Source organism: Klebsiella sp. LTGPAF-6F, from assembly GCF_001753185.1.
Classification (GTDB): domain Bacteria; phylum Pseudomonadota; class Gammaproteobacteria; order Enterobacterales; family Enterobacteriaceae; genus Klebsiella; species Klebsiella michiganensis.
The window spans coordinates 2,594,183-2,606,590 of the sequence record NZ_CP017450.1 but is presented as its reverse complement, the minus strand read 5'-3'; the positions used below and the strand labels follow the sequence as shown (position 1 = coordinate 2,606,590).

At 50.7% G+C, this 12,408-nt stretch carries 11 protein-coding genes and 3 pseudogenes; 8 read left to right on the top strand and 6 right to left on the bottom strand.

The genetic code is table 11. From position 1 onward, the window contains the following. Positions 1–30 precede the first annotated feature (30 nt). Positions 31–921 (top strand): Fe(3+) dicitrate ABC transporter permease subunit FecD, encoded by an 891-nt coding sequence (gene fecD, locus BJF97_RS12235; protein ID WP_236945197.1) that lies wholly within the window; start codon positions 31–33, stop codon positions 919–921. Beyond that, positions 922–1,689, top strand: a complete 768-nt coding sequence (gene fecE / locus BJF97_RS12230; protein WP_014228929.1) for a Fe(3+) dicitrate ABC transporter ATP-binding protein FecE — start codon at positions 922–924, stop codon at positions 1,687–1,689. 36 nt (positions 1,690–1,725) lie between these two features. Here fecE and fraE read toward each other — a convergent pair. Continuing rightward, a pseudogene (fraE, locus tag BJF97_RS12225) lies at positions 1,726–2,768 on the bottom strand (fructose-asparagine asparaginase). Between the two features lie 279 nt (positions 2,769–3,047). On the opposite strand from fraE, the gene BJF97_RS12220 reads away from it, so the two are divergent. Beyond that, positions 3,048–4,238 (top strand): HD-GYP domain-containing protein, encoded by a 1,191-nt coding sequence (locus tag BJF97_RS12220; RefSeq protein WP_014228927.1) that lies wholly within the window; start codon positions 3,048–3,050, stop codon positions 4,236–4,238. 77 nt (positions 4,239–4,315) lie between these two features. Next, complete coding sequence (locus BJF97_RS12215; RefSeq protein WP_032693073.1) at positions 4,316–6,100, top strand: sensor domain-containing diguanylate cyclase; 1,785 nt, start codon at positions 4,316–4,318, stop codon at positions 6,098–6,100. Positions 6,101–6,244: 144 nt separating this feature from the next. On the opposite strand, the pseudogene BJF97_RS32515 reads toward BJF97_RS12215, so the two are convergent. Then, positions 6,245–6,418: pseudogene (locus BJF97_RS32515) on the bottom strand (NADP-dependent isocitrate dehydrogenase); the annotation flags it as partial. Between the two features lie 1,056 nt (positions 6,419–7,474). On the opposite strand from BJF97_RS32515, the gene BJF97_RS12210 reads away from it, so the two are divergent. Then, the gene (locus BJF97_RS12210; protein ID WP_064182859.1) at positions 7,475–7,912 is read left to right on the top strand and encodes a hypothetical protein; all 438 of its coding nucleotides are present in this window, start codon (positions 7,475–7,477) and stop codon (positions 7,910–7,912) included. Further along, on the top strand, positions 7,913–8,278 hold the full coding sequence (locus BJF97_RS12205; RefSeq protein ID WP_142394557.1) for a hypothetical protein: 366 nt from the start codon (positions 7,913–7,915) through the stop codon (positions 8,276–8,278). An 826-nt stretch (positions 8,279–9,104) separates the two neighbouring features. Here BJF97_RS12205 and BJF97_RS12195 read toward each other — a convergent pair. The 3 genes from BJF97_RS12195 to BJF97_RS12185 are packed head-to-tail and all read right to left on the bottom strand — an operon-like array spanning position 9,105 to position 11,220. Next, positions 9,105–9,491 (bottom strand): hypothetical protein, encoded by a 387-nt coding sequence (locus BJF97_RS12195; protein WP_070082919.1) that lies wholly within the window; start codon positions 9,489–9,491, stop codon positions 9,105–9,107. A gap of 42 nt (positions 9,492–9,533) precedes the next feature. Next, positions 9,534–10,799, bottom strand: a complete 1,266-nt coding sequence (locus BJF97_RS12190) for a Y-family DNA polymerase (RefSeq protein WP_064411096.1) — start codon at positions 10,797–10,799, stop codon at positions 9,534–9,536. 1 nt (position 10,800) lies between these two features. After that, complete coding sequence (locus tag BJF97_RS12185; protein ID WP_064411097.1) at positions 10,801–11,220, bottom strand: translesion error-prone DNA polymerase V autoproteolytic subunit; 420 nt, start codon at positions 11,218–11,220, stop codon at positions 10,801–10,803. Positions 11,221–11,298: 78 nt separating this feature from the next. On the opposite strand from BJF97_RS12185, the gene BJF97_RS12180 reads away from it, so the two are divergent. Further along, positions 11,299–11,541, top strand: a complete 243-nt coding sequence (locus BJF97_RS12180; protein WP_064411098.1) for a DinI family protein — start codon at positions 11,299–11,301, stop codon at positions 11,539–11,541. After that, entirely contained in the window at positions 11,541–11,783 is a 243-nt protein-coding gene (locus tag BJF97_RS12175; RefSeq protein ID WP_064411099.1) for a hypothetical protein, read from the top strand. The genes BJF97_RS12180 and BJF97_RS12175 overlap by 1 nt, the downstream gene beginning before the upstream one ends. Positions 11,784–11,912: 129 nt before the next feature. On the opposite strand, the pseudogene BJF97_RS12170 reads toward BJF97_RS12175, so the two are convergent. After that, positions 11,913–12,356, bottom strand: a pseudogene (locus BJF97_RS12170) (recombinase family protein); the annotation flags it as partial. Positions 12,357–12,408 lie beyond the last annotated feature (52 nt).

Here is a 12,408-nt window from a genome sequence, read left to right as displayed (position 1 = left end):
CTCACGCTGTTAACCCTGTTCTCGCTGCGGATGGGGGCGATCCCGCTGCCGTGGCGAGCGCTGCTCAGCGGATGGCATGCGGACAGCGAGTATCACTACGTCCTTATGCAATATCGCCTGCCGCGCGTGGTGCTGGCGCTGATTATCGGCGCCGCGCTGGCGGTTTCCGGGGCGCTGGTTCAGGGTATTGTGCATAATCCGCTGGCCTCGCCGGACATTCTGGGCATTAACCACGGGGCGAGCCTGACCTCGGTGGCGGCACTGTGGTTTTTACCGTCCCTGCCCCTGCCGTGGCTGCCGCTGCTGGCCTTTATCGGCGGAATGGTGGCGATGGTGATACCGCTCGCCCTTGCCGGTTTTTCTCGCCCAATGCGCCTGGCGCTGACCGGCATCGCGCTGTCGGCCTGCTGGGCCAGCGTGACCGACTACCTCTTACTGTCGCGGCCGCAGGAGATCAATAACGCGCTGCTGTGGCTGACCGGAAGCCTGTGGGCCAGAGACGGCGCATTCGTCATCATCGTCCTGCCCCTGCTGGCGATTTTGCTGCCCTTAAGCTTCGCCCTCAGTCGCGATCTCGACCTGCTGGCGCTAGGCCATGAGCGCGCGGGAACGCTCGGCGTCAACGTGCGCTGGCTTAACGGCTACGGCTTAACGCTGGCGGTGGCCCTCGCGTCGATCGGCGTCGCGGTCTGCGGTCCTGTCGCCTTTATCAGCCTTGTGGTGCCGCATCTTGTGCGTCGCCTCTTCGGCGGCCGCCATCGCCGTTTATTGCCGCTCTCTGCGCTCACGGGCGGACTGGTTCTGCTGCTCGCCGATCTGCTGGCGCGAACGCTGCATCCGCCGCTTGAGCTGCCGGCAGGCGTGCTGACGGCGATTATCGGCGCCCCCTGGTTTATCTGGCTTCTTGTGAGAATGCGTTAAATGGAACTGCGAATAGAAAAGCTAACCGCTGGCTATGGCGGCAAGCGCGTTATCAACAATCTCGATCTGACGCTACCGGGCGGGAAAATTACCGCGCTGCTGGGGCCAAACGGTTGCGGTAAATCAACGCTGCTGAAGTGTTTCTCTCGCCTCCTGACGCCCATCGCCGGCGAGGTCTGGCTCGATGATGTCCCCTTAAACCGCCTCTCCGCCCGACAGCTGGCGCGGCGACTGGCGCTGCTGCCGCAGCAGCATCACGTTCCGGAAGGCATCACCGTACGCGAGTTGGTCGGCTACGGCCGGAGTCCGTGGCTACCGCTGTGGGGGCGGCTTTCCGCGCAGGATCGACAGCAGGTCGACAGCGCGCTACAACGAACCGGCATCGCTGCGCTGGCGGAACGACCGCTGACCGCCCTTTCCGGCGGCCAGCGGCAGCGGGCTTTTCTGGCGCTGCTGCTGGCGCAGGATACGCCGCTGGTGCTGCTCGATGAGCCAACGACCTGGCTGGATATTCATCATCAGGTGGCGCTAATGACGCTGATGCGCGAGCTGCAGACGATGGGCAAGACCGTGGTCACCGTACTGCACGACCTGAACCAGGCCAGCCGCTACTGCGACCATCTGGTGGTGCTTGAAGGGGGCCAGGTGCAGGCTCAGGGCCTGGCGGAAACGGTACTGACGCCGGAGATGCTACGGGAGATTTTTCACCTGGAGGCGGAGATTCACCCGGAGCCGGTGTCGCAGCGCCCGATGTGCGTGGTGAAATAACCCGGGTAAGGCGCGCTGCGCCCTACCCGAAGTTGATCAGTAGGTGTGGAAGTACTGCTGGATCACCTGCGGATTTTTCGTTTGCGTCAGCGCCGTCATCAGCAGGATGCGCGCTTTTGCCGGGTTGAGCGAGTCGGCTACCAGCCCAGGCTGGCCGTCATCAACCGGCACGACGCCGCTGCCGGTACGCGAGGCGCGAACCACCACGATTCCGGCTTTTTCCGCCTTTTCGATCCCCGCCGCGCTGCGTACGGAGACCGACCCCGCGCCGGTGCCCGCATAGATAATCCCGTCGGCATGGTGCGCGATCGCCGCGTCATACATATATTCAGGGTCATCCTGATAGCCATAAATAATGACCACTTTCGGTAGCGCGTTAAGATTGCGGACGTCAAAAACCGAACGCACGGTGTGAATTTTATCCACGCGAGTTTCGAACTGCGGTTTGCCGCTCACGATAACGCCCAGATAGCCCTCTTCCGGCGCCTTGAAGGTATCCAGCGTCGTGGCGTTGGTCTTAGTGACAAAACGCGCCGCGCCGATGCGGTCATTAAGCACTACCATTACGCCGCGGCCCTTCGCTTCCGGATCGGCCGCCACGGTCACCGCTTCCAGCAGATTCATCGGACCGTCGGCGCTGATGGCCGTGGCTGGACGCATTGCCGCCGTGAAAACGATCGGCTTATTGCTTTTTACCGTCAGGTTGAGGAAATAAGGCGTCTCGTCCAGGGTGTCGGTACCATGGGTAATCACTACGCCGTCCACATCATCGCGGCCAGCAGTTCATTGACGCGCTTTGACAGTTTAAGAATGATGTCGCTGGTCATATTTTCGCTGCCGATATTAGCGACCTGCTCGCCGTCAACGCGCGCGACCTTGCTCATCTCAGGCACGGCATTAATCAGCGTCTGTACGCCAATCGCGCCGGCTTTGTACCCGGTAGTCTGGGTATTGCTGGCCGCTGAACCGGCAATCGTCCCTCCGGTCGCGAGGATTACGATATGCGGCAGACGCGTCTCACTCGAGGCGAAAGCGCTTATCGCCAGTAACGTAATTGCCAGTAATGCTCTAAAATTCATCATGACTCATCCCAAAATAGATATTAAATAAATTCGCGCAGAGAGAATGCAAACGGCTTGCCAGGATTTAATGTATTTTACTCGGTAAAAATGATTAACTATCGGACAAAAAAGGATTTTTACTTCGCCCGGAGCGCTACTTTGGTGCAGGCACGCGCTAAAAATGGGCAGGATAAAAATGCGAAACCCGAATGGACTTATTCAATCTATTTTGTCATGTCGGCATCGCTATCAACGAAATAGAGCAAAACGGTGCGGGTAATGCGATGGAGAAAAACGATGCATAATATCGCCTTAAAATCAGCATTGATGCTTACCACCCGCGTCATACAAATTATTAACCCTGAATTACACCTGCATATGCAACGAACGGCGCTGATCGCGCTGGAGCTTGCGCAGGCGTCAGGGCTCTCGCGTCAGCAGCAGCAGACGATCTTTTGCGCCGCGCTGCTGCACGACATTGGCGTTCTGGGCGATAAACGAGTGTTCTCCTCGCTGAACGCCATCGATAACCTCAACGATCCGCATCAGCACCGGGGAGCAGAAATGCTGGCCGGGTTAGCGACCCTGGCCCCCATCCTGCCGATTATCCGCGATCACCATTTTAGCCCACACCACAAAGGCAGCCTCGAACAGCATATCGTCTATTTCGCCGACGTGTTTGAACGCCTGCTTGCTGGCGATAAGCACGCGACAACCTTTCAAACCGATATGATTATTGGTAAATTTCGCGCGCTTTACCAGGCGATAGATCCGCCGCTGTGCCAGACTTTGTGCCAGCTCGCACAAAAAGAGCATTTTTGGCTGCACCTCAATCCCGGACATATTCAGCGAATGCTGGAGATCATCGGCCCTATCAACCATGTTTATATCGATATCGACGGTCTGAAAGATATCTGCCTGTTAATTGCCAAAATCGTCGATACCTACAGCAGCTTCACCGCCAGCCATAGTCTGAAGGTCGGGCGAATTTCGCGCACCCTCGCCGCTTATATGAATCTGCCGGAGATGGAGTGTAAGAAAATTGAGATTGCCGGCTATTTACACGATATTGGCAAAGTACACATTCCGCTGAAAATCCTGGAGAAACAGGGCGAACTGAATGACGAAGAGCTGCTTCAGGTGCGGGAACATAGCTATATGACCGGCGAAATTCTTAGCACCTTCAGCGAACTCGGCGAAATAATTAACTGGGCCGCGAATCATCATGAAAAGCTGGATGGCAGCGGCTATCCGCTTCATCTCAATGAGCATTACCTGCAGCTCCCGGATCGGATTATCGCCATCGCGGATATTTTCACCGCGCTTACCGAAGACCGCCCCTATCGCCCCGGAATGAGCCGTCAGCAAGCGTTACAGCTGATAGAGAGTGATGTTATAAATGGCGCGCTGGATAAAGACGTGTACCGCATTTTGCATCACCATGCCGAAGCGCTGCACGCTATTATTACTCACACGCTGCACCCGTAATCACCGCTTTTTTTCCGGTGAAGCCGGAGTGTGACGATAAAAAAATAATTAATTCATCTGCACGCAAGGAATATCCGGTGAGAATCGCCACCATGACTAACTGGGCCTACGGGATCACCGTCGCCCTGACCCTCGCCTCAGGCATCGCCATGCTGATGGCCTCAAGTGCGGATAATGCCGAACGCCGCGCCGTCGAACAACGCCAGGCGTTTGACCAGCTAAGCGAAGAAGTAGAAAGCGGCGCCTGGGAGCTTTCCGATCTCGCGCGACTTTACATCATTCAAAAAAATCAGGATGTGCTGCAGGAGTACCGGCAGCAAGCCCAGGCCACCGCCGCCATTGAACATCGTCTGGAAAAGCTGAAAGACAGTGGCGCAACCGCTGAAGAGCTGGCGCTGCTGCGCGAGGGTTTACAGATAGCCGATGAACTTCAGGATGAACAGCAAACGGCGCTGGCGCAGGTTGCCAGGGGAGAAGAAAAAGCGGCGGTCAGCCTGCTTTACGGCGCTGCCTATGAGCAGGAGCTCGAGCGGGTCCAGACGCAGCTCGATCACTTTCGCCTGATGCTCGAAGGCCGGGTGAATAAAACCATTGCCGAGGCTACGGAGAAGTCACGGATCTGGCGTACGCTTTCTGAGATCATGGTTGGGCTCACCGCGCTAATGTTCCTGTTTGTGCTGGGGTTTATTCTTAAGCGGCGGGTGCTCTATCCCGTCGTTCGCCTGAGCGACGTGGTGCAGCGGCTGGCATCGCAGGATTATGCGGTTGAGACGCCGCAGTTTACCCAGATTGATGAAATTGGCGATATGGCCCAGGCCATTCGTATCTTTCGCGAGAACGGGCTGGCGCGGCAGCGGCTGGAACAAGAGCGCGATGCGGACTGGGCGGTCCGGGAGCTGCTGGCGAGGATGACCCAGCGCTTGCAGGGCTGCGAATCGTTCGAGGATGTGATCAAGGTTGCCGAACTGTTCGCGCCAAATATCGCCCCGGAGATCCCGGGCCGGCTGTATATTCTCGATACCGATCCCTGGCAGATGCGCTGCGTGGCGCAGTGGCTTTCTCCGCCGCTTGAAGCCGACGTCTTCCATCCGGATAACTGCTGGGCCGTGCGGCGCGGGCTGAGCCATCCGCCGGTCAACGGTGAGCCGGATATCGCCTGCTATCACCTGTCGGAATCGCAGGCTCAACGGTCGCTATGCGTGCCGCTGATTGCGCAAGGAGAAGCGATTGGTCTGCTCTCCTTCAGCAACGTCACCTCCGCGACCGCCCCGTCCCGCGCCTATCTTGAACTGATGGCCGAAGCCCTGGGTCTGGCGCTGGCGAACCAGCGTTTACGCAACGCGCTGCTGGAAAAGGCGCTGTTTGATTCATTAACCGGCCTGCGTAACCGCCACCACCTGGATGACGCTCTGCATACTCAAATGAGTCTGGCGGTACGCAACGGTACGCCGCTGAGCTGCCTGATGATCGATATCGATCACTTTAAGGCGATTAATGATAGTTATGGTCACGAAGCGGGCGATCTGGTCATTAAAAACGTCGCGGCGATTATTCAACGTGCGGTGCGCGATATTGGGATGGCCTTCCGCTATGGCGGCGAAGAGTTCCTGGTATTGCTGGGCGGAACCGATGAAGAGGCCGCGATGGCCTGCGCGACCGACATCTATCACAGCGTCCAACTGCTGACGCTACGCTATGGCCTGGCTGAAATTGGTCAGATCGATGTTTCCATCGGCATCGCCAGCTACCCGCAGCATACGCAAAGCGATAGCCTGCTGCGCGCGGCTGACGCAGCGCTCTACCGGGCAAAAGAGCTGGGGCGGTCGAGAATTGTGAGCTTTGGGATGTTGAAGGCGGATTGAGTCGACAGTCACACCACCGCGTAAAACTGGACGAGAGACCGCTATACCCCTCCTTTTAGACCCGCGTAACGGACGCGATTCCCCCCGGAGAATAAAAAAACGGGAACCCATCGGCTCCCGTTTTTGTTTAACCCAGAGACTGGATTACATGTTCGCGATAATCGCGTCGCCAAACTCTGAACATTTCAGCAGCTTAGCGCCTTCCATCAGACGTTCAAAGTCATAGGTCACGGTCTTAGCGGCGATTGCGCCTTCGGTGCCTTTAACGATCAGGTCTGCCGCTTCGAACCACTGCATGTGGCGCAGCAGTACATGACTAACTGATATTTATCCCTATGAAAAATCTAATAAAAAATTATAATAATGACATTTTCCCAGCCTCAAACCGCACCATCTAACCAACTGATTTTCCAATAATTGTTTATAGTTTTGGGGAAAATATCCACAATTTAATGAGCTGGTTGGCCCTCAGGCATGTGTCTCAACTAATTCCGCAACTTTCGTCATCTTCTATGCTTTCAGTCTGACAGCTGTAGGTAACTATGTGTGGACATTTGCTCAATCAAAAACTCGTGAGGAATAACCTCGTCTACGTTTTCGAACAGGCGAGCGTGATTTCGTCTTTTCCCCTGATATGATAGGAACCACGCAAATATTCAGCGTTTCTATTCAATGAATATTTTTATACTAGCGTGATATCCATATATTTTTACGCTGATTTATGTTCAATTTTTGAATGCCCTTGAAACTTCACTTTAATTTTGTCATTAGTAAAAACTCGCTCCATTATTTAAATTATTGATCACCATACCTTTCATATTAAGTTCACCCGCGAATACGAGCATACACATTTTAATTAAAAATATTTTGAATTCTCCCTGCAGTTCATTTAAAACCACCTTTGATAAGGTTGGATTTTATGCAGGCCTTTTACGATGAACTCCTTCACCTCCATCCTGCTCAGGCTTAATCAACACACTAACATATTGTTTTATAATAAAAAAATAAAAGTCAAATCAATCATCTTAAAATTTCAATTGAAATGAATTAGATTTAATGATAAAAACACATTAAATAAAATTTAATACAAGTTATTTAACCATGGTTTTATTTTAAACCATTTATCAATGCACACAGAGGTTTTGTATGGTACACGTTTTTACGTATCAACTCGCAATTTTTTTCACTAACACCATTACTAGACCAGATCAATTTCTATCAAAGTTAAACGAATCCTCAGGTAACATTTTCGATTCGATGCCTCAGATTATACCCTTACCACCTGAAATCCCTCCAGAAATTCCTCGAGTTAGTTCAACGAGTGCATCAGGTATTTATAGCATCAACATTTCACTATCAAGAATGGATATAACCATGAATATGGTTGACTCACCTCTAAAGGAAGGCGATGCTATTTCCGATTTCATTCTAAAAGCTAAGTTAATCATCAAAAACATACCTAGTGATGTTCAATTAAATAGAATTGGCATTATAGGTAGCTATTTTGAGTTGGATAAAAACCCAGCGATAACACTCTCACGTAAACTAGCCAAAAAAGATTTGGGCAATGTCTCAGAATTCAATTTAAGATATAACAAGCCATCATCTGATTTCGGCTACACATTTAACAACATTTATTCAATCAACAACGCGCAGATCGATACTCGTTCCATTTCTTCAAATGGAGTCTTCATTCAAAAAGATATAAATAACATGCCTAGCGAGACCCCGATGAGTAAAGATTTGCTCATTGAAATCCTCACTAAAAAAATAAAGGAATTAGCAACAAGCTCTATCGAGGGGATCTTGTAAATGGCTAAAATAAATCCATTTTCATCGTCAAGCTCAGCCTTTGGTTCTTCAGCTAACATGTCATCTTCATCAACTTTACAACTTGATGCAGCATGGAATGCTTTTGAGAGAATGATAGAGGAAAGGTTAGAAGCTATAAAACCTAAATCCGCAGCTCAAATTAAAGCTATTGGTGATAGTAGAAACAAGACAATAATATTTTCCGCAATGACAATAATCTTAGCGATATGTATTTTATCAATTGCAATCATGTATGCACTAGACTCAGTAAAAGGAAGTGAGTTTACGTCAAAAATAATGCCAGTTATAACCGCGATTATTGGAGGTACATTCGGATATTTATCTGGGGAGAAGTCTTCTAAATAGAGTTGTTTTAAAAAATGAATATATAGATAAATAATTATACTTCCTAATTATTTAATACTTTCATATCAGTTGTCTGTCACCGAGGGAGCTCAGCCTTCTTCGTCCTCGTTCCATTAACTCCGGTGTAATGGGGTGTCGGGGGTCGGAGGTTCAAATCCTCTCGTGCCGACCAATAATCCCTAAAAAACCAGACTTTTAAGGCTGGTTTTTTATGTCGGTTTTTTGTACGGGGAGTTAATGGGGAGAAACTCCCGTCAATGACAACCTTTCCGGGGCTATTTTCCTCCCAAATAGATCGAGAACTTTCCGTTCGAACGAGGGGATGAAGCCGAGGGATCTTTGATTGTGACCGCGACTGCGGATCAGTGGCTGGTCGACATCCTCGACCAGCCGGCCGCTCGTTCTGGTTCCTTTAGCCGTAGATGAATGGATGTAACGGAGTATCGAGGGTAAAGAGGCAGAAGAGAACGGCGCAAATGGAACTGTGTCTGTCAACCATTTCATCTGGTACCCTGCATCCCAAGGAGTCGGCAACATTACACATCAATTGAGTTACCTAATAAATAACATTACTATTTGATACCGATTAATACGGCTACAGATATAAGAAAGAATATGTAAAAAAGAGCTTGCAAAACTAAACATACACTTTGATAAACTACACATTTTACAGCACTTCTGTTGCCATGAAGTTTGTCCTGACTCATTTTGTCGAATGTCTTTTTTATCTTCTTCCTCAAAAAATCACTTGGGTATAATTTGATGTAGTCGTTAATAAACTCATTCACATCTACATTTTTTTTACTAACGTATGATATTTCCTGCCCTACCTCATCTCGGGCCTTACAGTTTTCCTCGTATTTTTTAACTCCTCAGTCGAGATCTGAGCCATTCGAATGCTAACAGCAACAGACGAGTGCACTACTATAGAAAAATATTTAGATAAAAAACCAAATACTGCAGACATACACAAAAACAAAACAATACATTTAAATCCTATAATACCAGTATATGGAGTTATTTTATCAATATTCGCAATAATTAATGCAGCAGTACCACCAACGCCAACTAATAACCACATGCTAAATTTATCTAAGATAGAGGTTGTCTCACTTGTGGCCAAGCTAGCTCCATTTATCATTCCTTTGTGAAAATTCTCATGTATTACTGCATCCCATTCTTCAATGGCTTTTTTTAGTTTTTCTTCTTGCATATATTCCTCACAAATTAATATATAATTTCTTGATGTAACATCTTACCGTACTGAAATAATATCTGAAAACCGAGTTGTATACCTCGGGGAAAGCATCTCTCGTTTCATCTGCCAACCGGCCTGTATGCCCTGCCCTGCAAAGTACAACGCCCCTCTCCCATTTTTGGCATTGAGATGATCCAGGACCTCCATTAACTTTTCGCTGTTCTGCCGCGGAGCGTTGTCATCGAACAGGTTTAATTGGGCGACGCCCTGGCTGTAGAAGTCACCAAGCATCACGCCGGCTTTCTGATACCTATGCCCATCTTTCCAGACAGCATCCAGGCACCTGGTCGCCGCGGCGATTATATCCCGGCTGTCCTGGGTCGGGGTCAGCAGCTTGACCGATGCGCTGTTGCCGTAATACGGCTCGTTCAGCGCAAACGGGCTCGTTTTGACAAATGCGGAGATAAACCGGCAATACTGGTGCTCACCACGAAGTTTCTCAGCTGCGCGCGAAGCGTAACTGCATATCGCCTGCCTCATCTCATGGTATTCCGTGATACGCCCACCGAACGACCGACTGCAGACAATTTCCTGTTTTACCGGCGCGAACTCCTCCAGACCGAGGCAAGGTTCCCCGCGTAGCTCCCGCACGGTTCGCTCCAGCACCACATTAAAATGCTTCCTGATAAAACGGATATCAGTATCAGCCAGCTGCAGCACGGTTTTGATGCCCATAGCTTCCAGCTTTTTACTGATGCGGCGCCCGACGCCCCAAACCTCATTCACTGGCAGTGCGGCCATCAACTTACGTTGTTTGTCGATATTTGACAGGTCAACCACCCCGCCGGTTTGCCGCTGCCACCTCTTTGCCGCATGATTAGCCAGCTTCGCGAGTGTTTTTGTTTGGGCGATTCCCACACCTACGGTTAGGTGTGTCCTGCGTAACACTGTCTCACGTATCTCCCGGCCAAAATCGGTAAGGTCCCGGCAGTTACGAACGCCGGTGAGATCACAAAAGGCTTCATCGATACTGTAAATTTCGCACCGCGGTGAAAGCTCTTCTAACGTTGTCATCACCCGGTTCGACATGTCCGCATAAAGCTCGTAATTACTGCTGAAGCAGATCACGCCCTGCCGGCGGAACTGATCTTTTTGTTTAAAGTACGGCTCTCCCATCTTCACGAACGGCTTTGCTTCCGCAGAGCGCGCAATCACACAACCGTCGTTATTCGACAGGACGACCACCGGCCGCCCTTTCAAGTCGGGCCGAAACACGGTCTCGCAGCTCGCATAAAATGAGTTCACATCACAGAGCGCGAACATCTCAGCCCGCCGCTTTAATTATGTAGGTAACGACGCCAAAAATATCGAGCGTGTCTTCACTCCCGACGACGATCGGGGAATAAGCGCTGTTCATAGGGTTAAGCTGAACTGTCGGTCGCAGCTGCAATTTTTTAACGGTGAAATCCCCCTCGACAGAAGCAATCACGATATCGCCATGCTCAGCCTTACGCGAGCTATCGACGACTAGGAGATCGCCCTCACTGATACCGCCCTCGATCATGCTGTCTCCGGCGGCCTTAACGAAATATGTAGCGCTGGGGTGATTAATCAACAACTCGTTGAGATCAATTCGCTGTTCAACATAATCCTGAGCCGGGCTGGGAAATCCGCACTGCACCGGGTCACTGAATAGCGGTATAAATAGGACCTCTCGGAGCTCAGTTGGTGTGTAAAACTTCATAACGCACTTCCTCATGTTGACACTGTTCATGCATACAGTATATATACTGTAATTATACCCAGTAAATAGGAGCGCGAAATGTTTGTGGAACTGATTTACGACAAGAGAAACTTTGAGGGGATGGCCGGTGCAAGGGAGACAATTACGGCTGAATTAACTAAGCGAGTCCACAGGATTTTTCCCGATGCCGAGGTCCGTGTAAAGCCGATGATGACTTTGCCGGCGATCAATACCGATGCCAGTAAGCACGAAAAAGAGCAAATCAGCCGGGTTGTCCAGGAGATGTTTGAAGAGGCGGATATGTGGATGATGGAGGAGTGATGGAAATTGCGAATGTGATTGTCTCCGGGGTGCGCATCTACCTCCCTCCGGATAACATTTTACCCAGGCCTTCAACTGATATGCTGACCTTTGCCGTCGTTAAGGACCCAGGCCTTATCTCTGACTACATTCTGATGGTGCATAAGAATGGTCGCTGGGAACTGGCCACACCAAATTTTTACAAGGAAACCGAACAGGCCATCATGGCAGCTGTGAAAATCGGTGAAAAAGTTTGGCAGTAGTTTCCACATTTAAGAGCTTTCCGGGCTACGTCAGTAAACGAAGCGCGAGTAAAATATCAAATGCTGTTCACTGCCTATGCAGCCTTGATCACCTACGCGCTCTTGCATACGGCGCGCAGGTGATCATCCTCACCGTGCAGGTAAATATTTGTAGATCGTCTTCACCCCTACCCCTATCACGTCGGCCACCTGCTGCCGGGTCGCGCCAGCGATTAACAATTCTTCCGCCCGGTTGACGATAGCGCGGGTCATGATTTTACGACGACCGCCGATCCTGACACGTTCGCGAGCTGCGGCCAGACCTGCGCGAGTACGTTCGATGTTTAGCTCTCTCTCCATTTCAGCTAATGCACCCATAACATGGAAGACAAACCGGCCAGCTGGCGTTCCGGTATCAAAACTGTCTGTGAGACTACGAAAGTAAATTCCCTTCTCCTGCAGTTCCCCCACCAGCTTAATCAGGTCCCACATTCGACGGCCAAGTCTGTCTAGTTTCCAGACCACCAGCGTATCCCCTTTTTTGAGGCGTTTTAACGCCCTCTTTAAACCCGGCCGCTTCGTGTTCTGGGCTGAGAAAAATTTAAGCCAGATGTAACCTGACAGATACCTGTATAAATAACCGGTA